We start from the raw sequence: 18,343 nt of genomic DNA, 5'->3' as shown, positions 1-18,343 counted from the left end.
CCCCTCAAATCGCAGGCACAAAAAAGGGCGACCGAAGTCGCCCTTTTTCTATGGTCCGACAGAACTTAGTTCTGTTTTTCCATTTGTGCACGCAACAGGTCGCCCAGAGTGGTAGGACCAGCAGCGATGCTGTCCGAGGCTGGCTTGTCGCGCAGGCTCTGGATAGCTTCTTTCTCGTCTTCAACGTCTTTCGACTTGATCGAGAGCTGGATTACACGGCTCTTGCGGTCAACGCTGATGATCTTGGCTTCAACTTCTTCGCCTTCTTTCAGAACGTTGCGCGCATCTTCGATGCGGTCACGGCTGATTTCGGAGGCTTTCAGAGTAGCTTCGATATCGGTAGCCAACGTGATGATGGCGCCTTTAGCGTCAACTTCTTTCACGATGCCTTTAACGATTGCGCCTTTGTCGTTCTCTTGAACGTACTCGGAGAACGGATCGCTTTCCAGTTGCTTGATACCCAGGGAGATACGCTCGCGCTCTGGGTCAACCGACAGGATAACGGTGTCCAGTTCGTCGCCCTTCTTGAAGCGACGTACGGCTTCTTCGCCCACTTCGTTCCAGGAGATGTCGGACAGGTGAACCAGACCGTCGATGCCGCCGTCCAGACCAATGAAGATACCGAAATCGGTGATCGACTTGATGGTGCCGGAGATTTTATCGCCCTTGTTGAACTGGCCAGAGAAATCTTCCCATGGGTTAGATTTGCACTGCTTGATGCCCAGGGAGATACGACGACGCTCTTCGTCGATGTCCAGAACCATAACTTCCACTTCGTCGCCGACTTGTACGACTTTCGAAGGGTGGATGTTCTTGTTGGTCCAGTCCATTTCGGAAACGTGTACCAGACCTTCAACGCCTTCTTCCAGCTCAGCGAAGCAGCCGTAGTCGGTCAGGTTGGTTACACGTGCGGTAACGCGAGTGCTTTCTGGGTAACGGGCTTTGATAGCAACCCATGGATCTTCGCCCAGTTGCTTGAGGCCCAGGGAAACACGATTGCGCTCGCGATCGTACTTCAGAACCTTGACATCGATCTCGTCGCCAACGTTGACGATTTCGGAAGGATGCTTGATACGCTTCCAAGCCATGTCGGTAATGTGCAGCAGGCCATCGACGCCACCCAGATCGACGAATGCGCCGTAATCGGTGAGGTTTTTGACGATACCTTTGACTTGTTGACCTTCCTGCAGGGATTCCAGCAGAGCTTCACGCTCAGCGGAGTTCTCGGCTTCGAGGACGCTACGACGGGAAACGACAACGTTGTTGCGTTTCTGGTCGAGTTTGATGACCTTGAATTCCAGCTCTTTGCCTTCCAGGTGCGTAGTATCGCGCACTGGACGAACGTCAACCAGAGAACCAGGCAGGAACGCACGGATGCCGTTAACGTCGACAGTGAAGCCGCCTTTAACCTTACCGTTGATAACGCCCTTGACCACTTCTTCGGCTGCGAAGGCTGCTTCCAGAACGATCCAGCATTCAGCGCGCTTGGCTTTTTCACGGGACAGCTTGGTTTCACCAAAGCCGTCTTCAACCGAATCCAGCGCAACGTGAACTTCGTCACCGACGTTGATATTCAGTTCGCCAGCGTCGTTGTAGAACTGCTCAAGCGGGATGAGTGCTTCAGACTTCAGGCCAGCGTGAACGGTTACCCAGCGAGCTTGGTAATCGATATCAACGATAACACCGGTGATGATGGAGCCTGCCTGAAGGTTCAGGGTTTTTAGGCTTTCTTCAAAGAGTTCCGCAAAGCTTTCGCTCATTTTAATTCCTGTTGATAAGGGCGAAGAATACGCCCATCTGCCACATCCCAGACAATGTGGGTTACGTTTATATAAAAGAAACGCCGCAGGACTATGACTGGTCCCCTGCAGTGCTTCTTGGTCACCCGGCGATATCGCGAATGGCGATCTCGCTCATGATGCGTTCCAGCACCTGATCGATGGACAACTCCGTGGAATCCAGCTGTATGGCGTCGACCGCCGGCTTGAGCGGGGCTACCGCTCGCTGGGTGTCGCGCTCATCGCGCACACGGATCTCATCTAGCAGACTCGACAGACTAACACCCTCGACTTTGCCCTTCAACTGCAAATAACGACGCCGCGCCCGTTCCTCGGCGCTGGCGGTCAGAAAAATCTTCAGGGGCGCGTCGGGAAACACGACTGTGCCCATGTCGCGTCCATCGGCCACCAACCCCGGCGCTTCCTGAAATGCACGCTGGCGCTGCAGCAAAGCGTCACGCACCGCAGGCAGTGCCGCCACTTGCGAGGCCCAGGCACCGACCTGCTCATTACGCAGATCGTCAGTGACATCATCACCTTCAAGGATGATTCGCTGCGGATGACCTTCGGTCGCCCCGATGAACTGCACATCGAGATGAGCGGCCAACAGCTTCAGCGATTCTTCATTGGTCAGGTCGACACCATGATTGCGCGCAGCAAATGCCAGCAAACGGTACAACGCCCCGGAGTCCAGCAAGCACCAGCCCAGGCGCTTGGCGAGGATCCCGGCGATGGTGCCCTTGCCCGAGCCGCTCGGCCCATCGATGGTGATTACCGGAGCATGGCTGGTCACGACTGAGCCTCTTGAGCAACACGAATACCGACTTGCGCACACAACGCGAGGAAGTTCGGGAAGGAGGTCGCAACGTTGGCGCAGTCATGGATACGGATCGGCGCACTGGCGCGCAACGACGCAACGCTGAACGCCATGGCAATCCGGTGATCGCCGTGACCATGCACTTCGCCGCCGCCAATCTGGCCGCCGTCGATGATGATGCCGTCCGGGGTTGGTTCACACTTGACGCCCAGCGCCAGCAAACCATCCGCCATCACCTGGATACGATCCGACTCCTTGACCCGCAACTCTTCCGCGCCACGCAGAATAGTCCGACCCTCTGCGCAGGCCGCAGCCACGAACAGTACCGGGAACTCGTCGATGGCCAGCGGAACCAGCGCTTCAGGAATTTCGATACCTTTAAGCTTAGCCGCTCGCACACGCAAGTCAGCCACCGGCTCGCCACCCACTTCACGCTGGTTTTCCAGGGAAATATCGGCGCCCATCAGACGCAGAATATCGATCACACCGGTACGGGTCGGGTTTATACCCACGTGTTCCAGCACCAACTCCGAACCTTCGGCAATCGACGCCGCCACCAGGAAGAACGCCGACGAGGAAATATCGCCCGGCACTTCAATGTGCGTCGCGCTCAGCTTATGGCCGGATTCGACCGACGCTGTAGCACCTTCAACCGTTACCGGGTAGCCAAAACCACGCAACATGCGCTCGGTATGGTCACGCGTCGGAGCAGGCTCGGTCACGGTGGTTTTGCCATCGGCGTACAGGCCAGCCAACAGCAGGCAGGATTTAACCTGAGCACTGGCCATCGGCATGGTGTAGGTCAGGCCTTTGAGCTTGTTACCACCACGAATGGTCATCGGCGGCCGACCTTCTGCAGCCGTCTCGATCACCGCACCCATTTCGCGCAGCGGGTTGGCCACACGATTCATCGGACGCTTGGACAGCGACGCATCGCCCGTCAAGGTGCTGTCGAAGTCCTGCGCGGCCAGCAAGCCGGACAGCAGACGCATCGAAGTACCCGAGTTGCCCAGATAAATCGGGCCCGGAGCCGGTTTCAAGCCATGCAGGCCGACACCGTGAATGGTCACGCGACCATGGTGCGGACCTTCGATCACGACGCCCATGTCACGGAAGGCCTGCAAGGTCGCCAGGGCATCTTCGCCCTCAAGAAAGCCTTCAACTTCGGTAACGCCTTCCGCGAGGGAGCCGAGCATGATCGAACGGTGGGAAATCGATTTGTCGCCTGGTACACGAATCCGCCCACTCAGGCGGCCACCAGGATTTGCCAGGAAAATCAGATCATTGGAGTTCATAGCGTCCACATAGGCCCGACGGGCCAGGATTTTACTGAAATGCTCGCGGGCAACCCGGGCGCGCGTAAAGACGCCCAACAGTTGGTGCCCGTCCCCTGCATCGACCGCGTCGCGCAAGGCGTCGAGATCACTGCGAAATGTATCGAGTGTGCGCAGAACAGCTTCGCGATTGGCGAGGAAGATGTCGTGCCACATGACCGGGTCACTGCCGGCGATTCTCGTGAAATCGCGGAAACCGCCCGCAGCGTAACGGAAGATGTCCAGATTTTCACTGCGCTTGGCCAACGAATCGACCAACCCGAATGCCAGCAAGTGCGGTAAATGGCTGGTCGCCGCCAACACTTCGTCGTGACGCTCGACCTGCATGTGCTCGACATCGGCACCCAATTCACGCCAGAGTCGATCAACCACCGCCAAGGCAGCCGGATCGGTTTGCTCAAGCGGCGTCAGAATCACTTTGTGTCGACGGAACAGCTGAGCATTGGAAGCCTCGACCCCGCTCTGCTCGGAACCGGCAATCGGATGCCCCGGAACGAAGCGCGCCGGTATGCCGCCGAAGGCCTCGGTCGCTGCGCGCACTACGTTGCCTTTAGCACTGCCGACATCGGTCAGAATCGCCGCACCCAAGTCCATGCCAGCCAACAGCGACAGCAATTTCTCCATCGCCAGGATCGGCACCGCCAGCTGAATCACGTCGGCACCGCGACACGCGGCAGCGAGGTCGTCTTCGCAACGATCCACCACGCCCAGCTCAACGGCCAGTTTCCGCGATTGCGGATCGAGATCGACGCCGACCACCTCACGACACAACCCGCTTTCACGCAGGCCCTTGGCAAACGAACCGCCAATCAGCCCCAGACCGACCACCACCAGGCGACCGATCATAGGCACAGCAGGTTGCACGGCGATGACATCAACCACGAGCCAGAACCTTGGTCAGCGCCTCGAGAAAACGGCTGTTTTCAGCCGGCAGACCGACGGTGATGCGCAAGTGATTCGGCATGCCGTAATTGGCCACCGGACGCACGATCACACCCTCATGCAGCAAGCCCTGGAATACCGGAGCCGCAACACGCCCCAGATCCACGCAAATGAAATTGCCCCTGGAAGGAATCCAGCTCAGCCCCAACTCACGGAAACCCGCTTCGAGTTGCTGCATCCCGGACTCGTTCAGGCGACGGCTTTCAGCCAGGTACTCAGCGTCCCGCAACGCCGCACAGGCCGCAGCCAAGGCCAGGCTGTTGACGTTGAACGGTTGACGAACCCGGTTCAACACATCGGCAACCACCGCGGTCGACAAGCCATAACCCACGCGCAACGCAGCCAGACCATAAGCCTTGGAGAAGGTCCGGGAAACCAGCAGGTTCGGGTACGCCGCGAGGAAATCCAGGCCATCCGGCAGATCGCTGCCTTCGGCGTATTCGATGTACGCCTCATCCAGCACCACCAGCACGTGCGCAGGCACGTCCTGCAGAAACCCGTCCAGCGTCTCGGCATCGAACCAGGTTCCGGTCGGGTTGTTCGGGTTGGCGATGAACACCACGCGCGTGTTGCTATCGATGGCGTCGAGCATGGCCGACAGGTCATGCCCCCAATCTTTGGCCGGAATCACTCGCGCCTGGGCACCGACAGCCTGAGTGACGATTGGGTAGACCGCGAACGCATGCTCACTGAACACCGCATTCAGACCCGGCGCCAGATAGGCACGCGCGACCAGCTCAAGAATATCGTTGGAGCCGTTACCCAACGTCACCTGATTGAGCTCGACTCGGCACTGCTCAGCCAGCAGGGTTTTAAGCGCAAAACCGTTGCCGTCCGGATAGCGGGTCAGCTCGGCCAGCTCTTCGCGAATCGCCGCCAGCGCCTTGGGGCTCGCGCCCAGCGGGTTTTCGTTACTCGCCAGCTTGACGATTTTTGCCGGATCGATGTCCAGCTCGCGGGCCAGTTCGTCCACGGGCTTGCCCGGAACGTAAGGCGAAAGTTGTTGCACGCCCGGCTGTGCCAGAGCGAGGAAGTCGCCACTCATTGTTAACGCCTTTAGAGAACTGCTTTCGGGTAGGAACCCAATACTTTAAGTGCCACCGCTTCCTGACTGATTTTCTCCAGCACACCTTTTACCAGCGGGTCGCGGTGGTGGCCGACGAAGTCGATGAAGAACACGTAGGTCCACTTGCCGCTGCGCGACGGACGAGTTTCGATCCGCGTCAGGTCGATGCCATTGTCATGGAAAGGCACCAGCAACTCGTGAAGTGCACCGGGCTTGTTGCTCATCGAGACGATGATCGATGTCTTGTCGTCGCCGGTCGGTGGCACTTCCTGGCTGCCGATCATCAGGAATCGCGTGGAGTTGTCCGGGCGATCCTCGATTTTCTCGGCCAGACGGGTCAACCCGTACAAGCCTGCCGCCATGTCGCCGGCAATCGCCGCCGAGTTCCACTCACCCTTGACCCGCTTGGCCGCTTCGGCGTTGCTCGATACTGCCACGCGCTCGACGTTCGGGTAATGAGCGTCCAGCCACTTGCGGCACTGCGCCAGAGACTGGGCGTGAGAGTAAATGCGGCTGATGCTGTCGGTCTTGGTGTTTTCACCGACCAGCAAGTGGTGGTGAATACGCAGCTCGACTTCGCCACAGATGACCATGTCGTGTTCAAGGAAGCTGTCGAGGGTGTGGTTGACCGCGCCTTCGGTGGAGTTTTCCACAGGCACCACGCCAAAGTTCACCGCACCGGCAGCCACTTCACGGAACACTTCGTCGATCGCCGCCATTGGCTTGCTGATCACCGCGTGACCGAAGTGCTTCATGGCCGCCGCTTGAGTGAAGGTGCCCTCAGGGCCGAGGTAAGCCACTTTCAGCGGTTGCTCGAGCGCCAGGCACGACGACATGATTTCACGGAACAGCCGCGCCATCTCTTCGTTACCCAGCGGACCCTGGTTACGCTCCATCACGCGCTTGAGCACCTGAGCCTCACGCTCAGGACGATAGAACACCGGCACTTCGCCTTCGGCCAGCGAGGCCATCTTTACTCGCGCGACTTCCTGGGCGCAGCGCGCACGCTCACTGATCAGCTCCAGGACTTTTTCGTCCAGAGCATCAATGCGCAGGCGCAGTGCCTTGAGTTCTTGCTCAGACATTAGCCGTGTTCCTTCTCGAACTCTGCCATGTACGAAACCAGCGCATTGACTGCGGTGATGTCGACGGCGTTGTAGATAGAGGCACGCATGCCGCCTACCGAACGGTGACCCTTGAGGTTCAGCAGACCGCGCGCCTCGGCACCGACCAGGAACGGCTTGTCGAGGCGATCGTCAGCCAGACGGAACGGCACGTTCATCCACGAGCGGTCAGCCTTGTTGATCGGGTTGCTGTACAAGCCGCTAGCATCGATGAAGTCATACAACGTGCGCTGTTTGACTTCATTGAGCTTGCCAATGGCCTCAACACCACCCTGCTCTTTCAGCCATTCGAACACAAGACCGGACAAGTACCAGGCCAGGGTCGGCGGAGTGTTGTACATCGAGCCGTTGTCGGCCGCGACCTTGTAGTCAAGCATCGTCGGGCAGAACGAACGGGCACGACCCAACAAGTCTTCACGCACGATGTTGACGACGATGCCACTCGGGCCGATGTTTTTCTGGGCGCCGGCGTAGATCATGCCGAAACGCGAGATATCCACAGGGCGCGAAAGAATGTCCGAAGACATGTCTGCAACCAACGGCACATCACCGACTTCCGGGATCCAGCTGAATTCCAGGCCGCCGATGGTTTCGTTCGGCGCGTAGTGCACGTAGGCCGCGTCTTGCGACAGCTTCCATTCGTTCTGGCCGGGGATTGCGAAATAGTCGTAAGGCTTGGCGGTAGCGGCAACGTTGACGTGGCCGTAGCGCTGCGCTTCTTCAATGGCTTTCTGCGACCAGATACCGGTGTCGATATAGTCGGCTTTGCCGTTTTCCGGCAACAGGTTCAGAGGAATCTGAGCAAATTGCTGGCTGGCGCCGCCTTGCAGAAACAGCACTTTATAGTTCGAGGGGATATTCAGCAGATCACGCAGATCCTGCTCGGCCTTGGTCGCAATGGACACGAACTCATCGCTGCGATGGCTCATTTCCATGACCGAGAGACCCTTGCCATGCCAGTCGAGCAACTCCGACTGGGCACGCAACAGGACAGCTTCAGGCAGCGCAGCAGGACCTGCGCAGAAGTTATAGGCTCGTTTGCTCACATCCACTCTCGCTATGCATTCACGGTAGCGGACAGAGCAAACACTCTGCCCTGCTACGATTTGGTTAGTCTTGCGGCTCTTCTTCGTCAGTTGCGTCAGCCTGCTGGCTTTCGACAGCATCGTCCGGCTCGGTACCGGCCTCGAGCACGACGCCCTCGAGCTCAGCACCCTCTTCGCCTTCCAGCTCTTCGCCTTCGACTTCCGATGGCTCCTGAACCCGCTCCAGACCGACCAGTGTTTCATCGCTGGCCAGTTTGATCAGGGTCACGCCCTGGGTGTTACGACCCAGACTGGAGACTTCGTCAACGCGAGTACGCACCAGAGTACCCTGGTCGGAAATCAGCATGATTTCCTCGCCGTCGAGCACCTGAACTGCACCGACCAGGCGGCCGTTACGCTCGTTGCTGACCATGGCGATAACGCCTTGACCGCCACGCTTGTACTCAGGGAACTCGGTGATGGCGGTACGCTTGCCGAAACCGCGCGCCGAAGCGGTGAGAATCTGGCTGCCTTCTTCCGGAATCAGCATGGAAATCAGCTTCTGACCTTCCGGCAGACGCATGCCGCGGACACCGCGAGCGGTACGGCCCATGGCGCGAACGTCGGATTCTTTGAAGCGAGTCACCTTGCCACCATCGGAGAACAGCATGACTTCACGTTCGCCATCGGTGATGGCGGCACTGATCAGTACGTCGCCTTCGTCCAGCTCCAGCGCGATCAAGCCAACGCTGCGCTGACGGCTGAAGGATTCCAGCGGGGTCTTCTTCACGGTGCCGTTGGCGGTGGCCATGAAGATGTAGTGACCTTCGGTGTATTCCTCGACCGGCAGCATGGTGGTGATGTATTCACCATCGTCCAGCGGCAGCAGGTTGACCAGCGGACGGCCACGGGCGGCGCGGGATGCTTCAGGAATTTCGTAGGTTTTCAGCCAGTAAACCTTGCCCTTGCTGGAGAACAGCAACAGCGTGGTGTGACTGTTGGCGACCAGCAGGTGAGCAATGTAGTCCTCATCCTTGACGCCGGTAGCCGATTTGCCTTTACCGCCACGACGCTGAGCCTGGTACGCAGCCAATGGCTGGGTCTTGGCGTAGCCACCGTGGGAAATGGTCACGACGCGCTCTTCTTCCGGGATCATGTCACCCAGGGTCAGGTCCAGACGCGCATCGAGAATTTCGGTGCGACGCACATCGCCGTACTCGGCACGAATGACTTCCAGCTCTTCGCGGATCACTTCCATCAGGCGCGTGGCACTGTTGAGGATGCGGATCAGCTCGCCGATCTGGTTGAGGATCTCTTGATACTCGGCCAGCAGTTTTTCGTGTTCCAGGCCGGTCAGACGGTGCAGACGCAGCTCCAGAATGGCTTGCGCCTGTTCTGGCGACAGGAAGTACTTGCCTTCACGCAGACCGTATTGCGGATCCAGGGTCTCTGGACGGCAAGAGTCAGCACCGGCTCGCTCTACCATCGCGACCACGGCAGAGGATTCCCACGGAGTGCTGATCAGCGCTTCCTTGGCTTCCGACGGCGTTGGCGAGGCTTTGATCAGGGCGATGACCGGGTCGATGTTCGACAGTGCAACCGCCTGACCTTCGAGGATGTGACCCCGCTCGCGAGCTTTACGCAGTTCGAACACGGTACGACGGGTCACCACCTCGCGACGGTGACGCACGAAGGCTTCCAGCAGGTCCTTGAGGTTCAGGATCCGCGGACGGCCGTCGATCAACGCGACGATGTTGATGCCGAACACCGCTTGCAGTTGGGTCTGGGCGTAGAGGTTGTTGAGGATGACCTCAGGCACTTCGCCGCGACGCAGCTCGATCACCACGCGCATACCGTCTTTGTCGGACTCGTCGCGCAGCTCGGTGATGCCTTCCAGCTTCTTCTCTTTGACCAGCTCGGCGATCTTCTCGATCAGACGCGCCTTGTTCAGTTGGTAAGGCAGTTCGGTGATGACGATCTGCTGACGGCCACCGACCTTGTCGATGTCTTCGATCATCGAACGGGCACGCATGTAAATGCGGCCGCGACCGGTGCGGTAGGCCTCGATGATGCCGGCGCGACCGTTGATGATCGCGGCGGTCGGGAAATCCGGACCCGGGATGTACTGCATCAGCTCATCGATGGTCAACTCAGGGTTGTCGATGAGTGCCAGGCAACCGTCGATGACTTCACCGAGGTTGTGCGGCGGAATGTTGGTCGCCATGCCCACGGCGATACCGCTGGAGCCGTTGACCAGCAGGTTGGGAATACGGGTCGGCATGACCGCCGGGATCATTTCGGTGCCGTCGTAGTTCGGCACCCAGTCCACGGTTTCTTTGTGCAGGTCAGCCAGCAGTTCGTGCGCCAACTTGGTCATGCGCACTTCGGTGTATCGCATTGCCGCGGCGTTGTCGCCGTCGACCGAACCGAAGTTGCCCTGACCGTCTACCAGCAGGTAACGCAGCGAGAATGGCTGCGCCATACGAACGATGGTGTCGTACACCGCGGTATCACCGTGCGGGTGATACTTACCGATCACGTCACCGACAACACGGGCAGATTTCTTGTACGGCTTGTTGAAGTCGTTACCCAGCTCGCTCATCGCGAACAGCACACGCCGATGCACGGGCTTCAAGCCATCGCGCGCATCAGGCAGTGCCCGACCGACAATTACGCTCATCGCGTAGTCGAGGTAGGACTGTTTCAGCTCGTCTTCGATATTGACCGGGAGGATTTCTTTGGCCAGTTCGCCCATGAGAAGCCTGATTCCTTTTTCTGGTGAAACTTCGTCACATCCATATGGGACGAACGAAGCTCGCCGCTGCAGGCTGAGTGCCAGCACCGACTTACGACAAATCAACGAGTTATGCCATGGATCTGCGCAGTAAAGGCAGCCACATCGGGCCACCTTGGAAACCGCCGAATGTTATCACAAGAGCCGCCACGCACCTATCCCCCAGATGCGCATGGAGCATAGTTAGTTGACCGGTGACAGCCTGATAGGGGACGAGAGAGGCTTAGAGCTGAGATCAGCAGGCAACCACTGATCTTTTATTGAGCTGAACACGATCTGTAGGAGCTGCCGCAGGCTGCGATCTTTCCGGGCCCACCACCGACTGACGCCAGGAAGATCAAAAGATCGCAGCCTTCGGCAGCTCCTTGGGGGTATTTCACCGGATCGCCAAACGAATCAATGCAGGCGCTTGCGGCACATCAACTGCGCCATCTTCGCGGCGTCCGGGCGCTCGACGATGCCTTTTTCGGTGACGATGGCGTCAATCAGGTCAGCCGGCGTGACGTCGAACACCGGGTTAAAGGCATCGACATCAGCCCCCACCCGCTTGCCGCCAACTTCCAGCAACTCGCTGCCATCACGCTCTTCGATCGGGATGTCGTCGCCACTGGCCAGATTCATGTCGATGGTCGAGCTCGGCGCCACCACCATGAAACGCACACCGTGGTGCATGGCGTTGACCGCCAACTGGTAAGTGCCGATCTTGTTCGCCACGTCACCGTTGGCGGTAATTCGGTCAGCGCCGACGATCACCCAGGTCACGCCCTTGGTTTTCATGATGTGCGCAGCGGCCGAGTCAGCGTTCAGGGTGACCGGAATGCCTTCGTTGGCCAGTTCCCAGGCGGTCAAACGCGAGCCTTGCAGCCAAGGCCGGGTTTCATCGGCGTAAACCCGCTCGACCATACCTTCCAGGAACGCTCCGCGAATCACCCCGAGCGCAGTACCGAAACCGCCAGTCGCCAGCGCGCCGGTATTGCAGTGAGTCAAAATTGCCTGGGCATTGCCCTGATGTTTGCGGATCAGGTCGACACCGAGCTGCGCCATGGTCAGATTGGCTTCGCGATCGCTTTCATGGATTGCCAAGGCCTCTGCCTCAAGCGCGTCCAATGGATTGGGGTGATCCTTGAGCCGCTCCAGGCGTTCGCGCATGCGACCCAGCGCCCAGAACAGGTTGACGGCGGTCGGCCGTGAATCCGCGAGCAGGGCAAAGTCTTCTTCCAGCGCCGCCTGCCAGTCACCACCCGCCGCAAACCGCGCACGCGCCGCCAGCACCACACCATAGGCTGCGCTGATGCCGATTGCCGGAGCACCGCGCACCACCATCGAGCGAATTGCCTCAGCCACACCCGCTGCACCGGTATAGGCAATCCAGGTTTCTTCGAATGGCAGAATGCGCTGATCCAGCAGGTACAGGGCGCCGTCCCGCCAATCGATGGCCTTCACCTTCTCCGCAGCCAACAGTCGATCGCGCATCCCTCACCCCGCACTCATGAACAAAAGCCGCCGATTATAGCGATCCCCCCGCGAAGACGCTCGGGTATACTTCGCCATCCTTTATAAAAGCACTGGACCGAACCCTCGATGCCGAACCCTGCCGCTGCGCTCGACTTACTCTTGCTGCCGACCTGGTTAGTACCTGTCGAACCCGCTGGTGTGGTCCTCAAAGAGCATGGCCTGGGCATCCGCGATGGGCGTATTGCCTTTATCGGCCCGCGCAGCGAGGCCTTGAAGCTCAAGGCCAGCGAGGTCCGCGAGCTGCCGGGCATGCTGCTCAGCCCTGGCCTGATCAATGCCCACGGACATGCAGCGATGACGCTGTTCCGTGGCCTGGCCGATGATTTGCCACTGATGACCTGGCTCGAACAGCACATCTGGCCAGCCGAGGCCAAGTGGGTCGACGAGGCCTTCGTCCGCGATGGTACCGACCTGGCCATTGCCGAGCAGATCAAAGGTGGCATCACCTGCTTCTCGGACATGTACTTTTTCCCGAAAGTTGCCAGCGAACGCGTGCACAACAGCGGTATTCGCGCGCAAATTGCCATCCCGATCCTCGATTTCCCGATTCCCGGCGCCAGCGATGCGGATGAAGCCATCCGTCAGGGCGTCGAACTGTTCAGCGACCTCAAGCATCACCCACGCATCAAAATCACCTTCGGCCCTCATGCACCCTACACCGTCGGTGACGAAAACCTCGAGAAAATCCGGGTGATCGCCGAGGAACTGGACGCAGCGATTCACATGCACGTCCATGAAACAGCCTTTGAAGTCCAACAATCGATCGAACAGCGCGGCGAGCGGCCATTGGCCCGCCTGGGTCGCCTGGGCTTGCTCGGACCGCGCTTCCAGGCCGTTCACATGACACAAATCAGCGATGACGACCTCGCATTGCTGGTAGAAAGCAACACCAGCGTGATTCATTGCCCGGAATCGAACCTGAAACTGGCCAGCGGCTTCTGCCCGGTAGAGCGCCTGTGGCAGGCTGGAGTCAATGTCGCGGTCGGCACTGATGGCGCGGCCAGCAACAACGACCTCGACCTGCTGGGTGAAACCCGCACCGCCGCCCTGCTGGCCAAAGCCGTTGCAGGCTCTGCCACAGCCCTGGACGCTCATCGTGCCTTGCGCATGGCGACTCTCAACGGTGCCCGGGCGCTGGGGCTGGAAGCAGAAGTGGGCTCGCTGGAAGTCGGCAAGGCCGCAGACCTGGTGGCCTTCGACCTGTCTGGCCTGGCCCAGCAACCGATTTACGACCCGGTGTCGCAGCTTATCTATGCCACCGGTCGGGACTGTGTGAAACACCTTTGGGTCGCCGGCAAGCAATTGCTCGATGACCGGCGCCTCACGCGCTTCGATGAACAACAGCTATGCGCCACGGCCACCGCTTGGGGGCGGCGCATCAGCGGACACGCCGAATAGAACGCACCCTTGAGCTGAACCTCAGGCTGACAGCAGAATTTTTTAGATTTAGAGGATTACCCATGAGCAACGTCGACCACGCTGAAATCGCCAAATTCGAAGCCTTGGCTCATCGCTGGTGGGACCGCGAAAGCGAGTTCAAGCCGCTGCACGACATCAACCCGCTGCGGGTCAACTGGATTGACGAGCGCGTCAAACTGGCCGGCAAGAAGGTGCTGGACGTCGGTTGCGGTGGCGGCATCCTCAGCGAATCCATGGCACAACGCGGCGCCACCGTGATGGGCATCGACATGGGCGAAGCGCCGTTGGCGGTCGCGCAACTGCATCAACTGGAATCCGGCGTCAGCGTCGAGTACCGGCAGATCACCGCCGAAGCCCTGGCAGAAGAAATGCCCGAGCAATTCGACGTAGTCACCTGCCTGGAAATGCTTGAGCACGTGCCCGATCCATCGTCGGTCATTCGTGCCTGCTTCCGTATGGTAAAGCCGGGTGGCCAGGTGTTCTTCTCAACCATCAACCGCAACCCGAAAGCTTACCTGTTCGCTATCGTCGGCGCCGAATACATCATGAAGCTGCTGCCGCGCGGCACGCATGATTTCAAGAAATTCATCCGCCCTTCCGAACTCGGTGCCTGGAGCCGCCAGGCCGGCCTGAGCGTCAAGGACATCATCGGTCTGACGTACAACCCACTGACCAAGCACTACAAGCTGGCCGCCGACGTTGACGTCAACTACATGATCCAGACGCTGCGCGAGGAGTAAGCCGATGGCAATCAGAGCAGTTCTTTTTGACATGGACGGCACCCTGCTCGATACCGCGCCGGACTTCATTGCCATCTGCCAAAGCATGCTGGCAGATCGCGGGTTGGCGCCGATCCCGGACAAACACATCCGCGACGAAATTTCCGGCGGGGCGAAAGCCATGGTAGCGGTGACGTTCTCGATGGACCCGGAATCGCCGGGCTTCGAGGAATTGCGACTGGAGTTCCTGGAGCGTTATCTCAAGGGTTGCGCGGTTCACAGCAAACTCTTCGACGGCATGGCAGAGCTACTGGCCGACATTGAGAAAGCCAATCTGATCTGGGGCGTGGTCACCAACAAACCGCTGCGCTTCGCTGAACCGATCATGCAACAGCTGGGACTGGCTGAACGCTCGGCGCTGCTGATTTGCCCAGACCACGTGACCAACAGCAAGCCGGACCCGGAGCCGTTGATCCTCGCGTGCAAAATGCTCGACCTGGACCCGGCCAGCGTGCTGTTTGTGGGTGATGACCTGCGCGACATCGAGTCTGGCCGCGATGCCGGCACCAGGACCGCCGCAGTGACCTTTGGCTACATTCACCCTGATGACAATCCAAGGAATTGGGGTGCCGACGTGGTGGTGGACCACCCTTCGGAGTTGCGCAAGGTGCTCGATAACGCGCTGTGTAGCTGCTAACTCAGTCGGAAGATCGTCCGAACGCGGCCCGAACCTGCGGCAGCTCCTACAGGGGACCTGTGATCAACGTAGGAGCGGCCGAAGGCTGCAATCTTTTTCGTCCCTGTTAATGGATTGTGTAGAGGTTTTTTATGTTTGATTATTCCGCCCGCCCCGAACTGCTCAAAGATCGGGTCATTCTGGTCACTGGCGCCGGTCGTGGTATCGGCGCTGCTGCGGCAAAAACCTATGCTGCTCACGGTGCCACCGTGCTGCTGCTGGGCAAGACCGAAGCCAATCTGACTCAGGTTTACGACGAAATCGAAGCGTCCGGTTATCCACAGCCCGCAGTGATTCCGTTCAATCTGGAAACCGCCTTGCCGCATCAGTACGACGAACTGGCGGCAATGATCGAAACCGAATTCGGCCACCTCGATGGCTTGCTGCACAACGCCTCGATCATTGGCCCGCGCACGCCACTGGAGCAACTCTCCGGCGAAAACTTCATGCGCGTGATGCACGTCAACGTCAACGCCATGTTCATGTTGACCAGCACCCTGCTGCCACTGCTCAAGCTGTCTCAGGACGCCTCGGTGATCTTCACCTCCAGCAGCGTAGGCCGCAAAGGTCGTGCGTACTGGGGCGCTTATGGCGTGTCGAAGTTCGCCACCGAAGGGCTGATGCAAACCCTGGCCGATGAAGTTGACACAGTCGCGCCGGTTCGCTCCAACAGCATCAACCCGGGCGCTACCCGCACCAGCATGCGCGCTCAAGCGTATCCAGGCGAAAACCCGGCCAACAACCCGACGCCCGAAGAGATCATGCCGGTCTACCTGTACCTGATGGGACCGGACAGCACCGGCATCAATGGTCAGGCGTTCAACGCTCAGTAGGCACTTCGCTACGCCCCGCTGCCGCGACGGCATACCGTCGCGGTACGCTCTTCACCCCCTTCAAGCGTCCACTTGAAGTCAAACAAATGCCGCCACATCAGCCATCATTAACGACCATACAACCCAACAAGTTGATCTGGAACGCTTTTTTTTAAAACTGAACCGAATGGCATGACTTTCGCTCTAACCCTGTTTAAACACGCAGCGTGTTAGCGATCGGGCAGCGCCATGTCGAGCTTACTTTTGCTCGACAAAGCGGACTAAAATCTAGCCACATGTCCTACGGGACTGATGGACCAGTATGACGCGCAGCCCAAAGCCGCTCTCACCCAGCCTGTAAGACAGCATTCCTGCTTAGGGGCTCACGCCATATGAAATCTCCAACCCAGACCAACGCAATTGACTTCGATAGCGCCAAAATGCAGCGACTGGGCTTTGGCCAACTGCCTCCCCTCCTGGAGCGCCCCGCCAGTCTCGGTCATTTGCGCCGGCAAATGGGCCTGCAACTGCAAACCAGCCTTGAGCCGCAGCGCATTCTGGGACTGTTTTTCCGCGAAGTTCAGCGCCTTGTCCCACTGGACGCCTTGAACTATCAGCACAAGACCAGCGATCTACGCTTGGAGTTCGGTCAGCGCGGACATCACTCGGTGAGCTACAACCTGAGCCACGAAGGCACACACCTGGGCGAGCTGGTGTTCCGCCGTAATCAGCGCTTCAACGAAAAGGATCAGGGCAACCTCGAATCCCTGCTATCCACCCTGCTCTTCCCGATGCGCAACGCCCTGCTCTATCGAGCAGCCACGCAAAGTGCACTGCGCGACCCACTGACAGGCACTGGTAACCGCATTGCCATGGATCAGACCCTGCAACGGGAGATCGACATGGCCCGGCGGCACATGCAGCCGCTGTCGTTGTTGATGCTCGATATCGATCACTTCAAACAGATCAATGACAACTACGGTCACAGTGCCGGCGATGACGTGTTGAAGGCTGTCGCAACCTCGATCAAAAACCAGTTGCGCAACGTAGACATGGTCTTTCGCTTTGGCGGAGAAGAGTTTCTGATTCTGCTTTCCAACACCAGCCGCGAAGCCGCTGCGATGATAGGCGAACGCCTGCGCTACGCCGCGCAAGCCGAGGAGTATTCGGCGGATGGGACGCCGGTCGGCTTGACGGTCAGCCTCGGATGCTCGACGCTGCTGCCGGGTGAGTCCGCAGATAGCCTGTTACGGCGTGCCGACAGTGCGTTGTATGTGGCCAAGCGCGAAGGGCGTAACCGGTTGGCGATGGCGGGTTGAGCCTTGAACTCAAGTGTTCCTGAAAAAATCGCAGCCTCCGGCAGCTCCTACAGGCTGCGGCCTGTCATGACACCCCACCGAATGTAGGAGCTGCCGCCAGGCTGCGATCTTTTAGCTTTCGACCAGCACCATCCGCTCCCGGGCTACCGGAACCCTTTCCGAGTACTCCAGTTGCATGCAGCGCTCCAGGAACAGGAACATATAGTCGTAGCTCTTGCAGACCGCCTGACGCAGTTCAGCTTGCAGGGATTTGCTGGGGTTCAGACCCGCCAGCGTGCAGATGATTTCCAGGGCTTCCCACGGATGGGCATCATCGTACTGAGCGTGCATTTTCAGCCACTTCATCGCGCGCTTGCGGTCTTCTTCAGGGAACGCAGCCGCATAGACCCCACTGGAACACACCAGCGCCGACCACTCCCCGGTTGCCCCTTCAATGGCATAGTTGGTCGCCGCAATGGCAACAATCAGCGAATCCGACGAGCTGGTATGCCAACACCAATGACTCAACGCATGAAGCTCAGGTGCAACCTGCTGTGCCTGCAAATCCTCCAGGCTCACGCCATGCGCGCGACTCCAGTGCACCCAATAATCAGCATGATTAAGTTCAACCCGAATGTTGCGCATCAGCCAGCGACGCGCCATGTCCTCGCCGGGATGGCGGGCAAAGCGGGTCTTCGTCAGGTTTTGCGCCATGTACAACGCGAACTGTTCAACGACCGGCCAGCCACCAATCAGGTACTGACGCATGGTCCTTGCACTGAGTTTGTTGTCACGCATCCGCTGATACAGTTCATGTTCGACAACCCGACGCTTGCTCTCGCTGCAATCCTGGATCAGTTGCTGAGCCCAGGCTGGGTAACTTGCGGCTTCCATAAGCGGGCCGGATCTGTTGAATGTATCGATCACTGTCGCACTCCTTTTGATTGTGATTGTACGGATCAGC

General features: G+C 58.9%; 14 protein-coding genes. 5 read left to right on the top strand and 9 right to left on the bottom strand.

Annotated elements, in window-relative coordinates; genetic code table 11:
* Positions 1-65: 65 nt before the first annotated feature.
* The 8 genes from rpsA to mtnA form a co-directional block, all read right to left on the bottom strand.
* The gene (gene rpsA / locus BLL42_RS22250) at positions 66-1,760 is read right to left on the bottom strand and encodes a 30S ribosomal protein S1 (protein WP_071554228.1); all 1,695 of its coding nucleotides are present in this window, start codon (positions 1,758-1,760) and stop codon (positions 66-68) included.
* A 121-nt stretch (positions 1,761-1,881) separates the two neighbouring features.
* Entirely contained in the window at positions 1,882-2,571 is a 690-nt protein-coding gene (gene cmk / locus BLL42_RS22245; protein WP_071554226.1) for a (d)CMP kinase, read from the bottom strand.
* A complete protein-coding gene (locus BLL42_RS22240; RefSeq protein ID WP_071555824.1) occupies positions 2,568-4,775 on the bottom strand; it encodes a bifunctional prephenate dehydrogenase/3-phosphoshikimate 1-carboxyvinyltransferase in 2,208 nt (735 codons plus the stop codon). The genes cmk and BLL42_RS22240 overlap by 4 nt, the downstream gene beginning before the upstream one ends.
* Before the next feature lie 28 nt (positions 4,776-4,803).
* Positions 4,804-5,916, bottom strand: coding sequence for a histidinol-phosphate transaminase (gene hisC, locus BLL42_RS22235; protein ID WP_071554224.1), 1,113 nt, complete (start codon positions 5,914-5,916; stop codon positions 4,804-4,806).
* An 11-nt stretch (positions 5,917-5,927) separates the two neighbouring features.
* A complete protein-coding gene (gene pheA, locus BLL42_RS22230) occupies positions 5,928-7,022 on the bottom strand; it encodes a prephenate dehydratase (protein ID WP_007899727.1) in 1,095 nt (364 codons plus the stop codon).
* On the bottom strand, positions 7,022-8,107 hold the full coding sequence (gene serC, locus BLL42_RS22225; RefSeq protein WP_071555823.1) for a 3-phosphoserine/phosphohydroxythreonine transaminase: 1,086 nt from the start codon (positions 8,105-8,107) through the stop codon (positions 7,022-7,024). Before serC ends, pheA begins: the two co-directional genes overlap by 1 nt.
* 64 nt (positions 8,108-8,171) lie before the next feature.
* Positions 8,172-10,841, bottom strand: coding sequence for a DNA gyrase subunit A (gyrA, locus tag BLL42_RS22220; RefSeq protein ID WP_071554222.1), 2,670 nt, complete (start codon positions 10,839-10,841; stop codon positions 8,172-8,174).
* A gap of 435 nt (positions 10,842-11,276) precedes the next feature.
* The gene (gene mtnA / locus BLL42_RS22215; RefSeq protein ID WP_071554220.1) at positions 11,277-12,353 is read right to left on the bottom strand and encodes an S-methyl-5-thioribose-1-phosphate isomerase; all 1,077 of its coding nucleotides are present in this window, start codon (positions 12,351-12,353) and stop codon (positions 11,277-11,279) included.
* A 108-nt stretch (positions 12,354-12,461) separates the two neighbouring features.
* Here mtnA and BLL42_RS22210 point away from each other — a divergent pair, with 108 nt between their 5' ends.
* The 5 genes from BLL42_RS22210 (at position 12,462) to BLL42_RS22190 (ending at position 17,400) form a co-directional block, all read left to right on the top strand.
* Complete coding sequence (locus tag BLL42_RS22210) at positions 12,462-13,793, top strand: TRZ/ATZ family hydrolase (RefSeq protein ID WP_071554218.1); 1,332 nt, start codon at positions 12,462-12,464, stop codon at positions 13,791-13,793.
* 62 nt (positions 13,794-13,855) lie between these two features.
* Positions 13,856-14,554: a bifunctional 2-polyprenyl-6-hydroxyphenol methylase/3-demethylubiquinol 3-O-methyltransferase UbiG gene (ubiG, locus tag BLL42_RS22205; protein WP_019692990.1), complete on the top strand. Its 699-nt coding sequence runs from the start codon at positions 13,856-13,858 to the stop codon at positions 14,552-14,554.
* Positions 14,555-14,558: 4 nt separating this feature from the next.
* Complete coding sequence (gene mupP, locus BLL42_RS22200; protein ID WP_071554216.1) at positions 14,559-15,230, top strand: N-acetylmuramic acid 6-phosphate phosphatase MupP; 672 nt, start codon at positions 14,559-14,561, stop codon at positions 15,228-15,230.
* A gap of 131 nt (positions 15,231-15,361) precedes the next feature.
* Positions 15,362-16,102, top strand: coding sequence for a YciK family oxidoreductase (locus BLL42_RS22195; RefSeq protein WP_071554214.1), 741 nt, complete (start codon positions 15,362-15,364; stop codon positions 16,100-16,102).
* 371 nt (positions 16,103-16,473) lie between these two features.
* Complete coding sequence (locus BLL42_RS22190) at positions 16,474-17,400, top strand: GGDEF domain-containing protein (RefSeq protein ID WP_071554212.1); 927 nt, start codon at positions 16,474-16,476, stop codon at positions 17,398-17,400.
* A gap of 111 nt (positions 17,401-17,511) precedes the next feature.
* Here the strand turns inward: BLL42_RS22190 and BLL42_RS22185 are convergent, their stop codons facing one another.
* Positions 17,512-18,273, bottom strand: a complete 762-nt coding sequence (locus BLL42_RS22185; RefSeq protein ID WP_408004005.1) for an iron-containing redox enzyme family protein — start codon at positions 18,271-18,273, stop codon at positions 17,512-17,514.
* Positions 18,274-18,343 lie beyond the last annotated feature (70 nt).

This window comes from Pseudomonas frederiksbergensis (assembly GCF_001874645.1).
Lineage (GTDB): Bacteria > Pseudomonadota > Gammaproteobacteria > Pseudomonadales > Pseudomonadaceae > Aquipseudomonas > Aquipseudomonas frederiksbergensis_B.
Note: the sequence above shows the minus strand (reverse complement) of the source record. Positions and strands in the feature narration are given on the sequence as shown.

What these genes read in the sequence shown, in the direction of transcription:
- BLL42_RS22185 (WP_408004005.1), bottom strand. Translation starts at nt 18,273, where the DNA reads ATGGAAGCCGCAAGTTACCCAGCCTGGGCTCAGCAACTGATCCAGGAT.
- pheA (WP_007899727.1), bottom strand. Translation starts at nt 7,022, where the DNA reads ATGTCTGAGCAAGAACTCAAGGCACTGCGCCTGCGCATTGATGCTCTG.
- mupP (WP_071554216.1), top strand. Translation starts at nt 14,559, where the DNA reads ATGGCAATCAGAGCAGTTCTTTTTGACATGGACGGCACCCTGCTCGAT.
- ubiG (WP_019692990.1), top strand. Translation starts at nt 13,856, where the DNA reads ATGAGCAACGTCGACCACGCTGAAATCGCCAAATTCGAAGCCTTGGCT.
- BLL42_RS22240 (WP_071555824.1), bottom strand. Translation starts at nt 4,775, where the DNA reads ATGATCGGTCGCCTGGTGGTGGTCGGTCTGGGGCTGATTGGCGGTTCG.
- gyrA (WP_071554222.1), bottom strand. Translation starts at nt 10,841, where the DNA reads ATGGGCGAACTGGCCAAAGAAATCCTCCCGGTCAATATCGAAGACGAG.
- mtnA (WP_071554220.1), bottom strand. Translation starts at nt 12,353, where the DNA reads ATGCGCGATCGACTGTTGGCTGCGGAGAAGGTGAAGGCCATCGATTGG.
- BLL42_RS22195 (WP_071554214.1), top strand. Translation starts at nt 15,362, where the DNA reads ATGTTTGATTATTCCGCCCGCCCCGAACTGCTCAAAGATCGGGTCATT.
- BLL42_RS22190 (WP_071554212.1), top strand. Translation starts at nt 16,474, where the DNA reads ATGAAATCTCCAACCCAGACCAACGCAATTGACTTCGATAGCGCCAAA.
- rpsA (WP_071554228.1), bottom strand. Translation starts at nt 1,760, where the DNA reads ATGAGCGAAAGCTTTGCGGAACTCTTTGAAGAAAGCCTAAAAACCCTG.
- BLL42_RS22210 (WP_071554218.1), top strand. Translation starts at nt 12,462, where the DNA reads ATGCCGAACCCTGCCGCTGCGCTCGACTTACTCTTGCTGCCGACCTGG.
- hisC (WP_071554224.1), bottom strand. Translation starts at nt 5,916, where the DNA reads ATGAGTGGCGACTTCCTCGCTCTGGCACAGCCGGGCGTGCAACAACTT.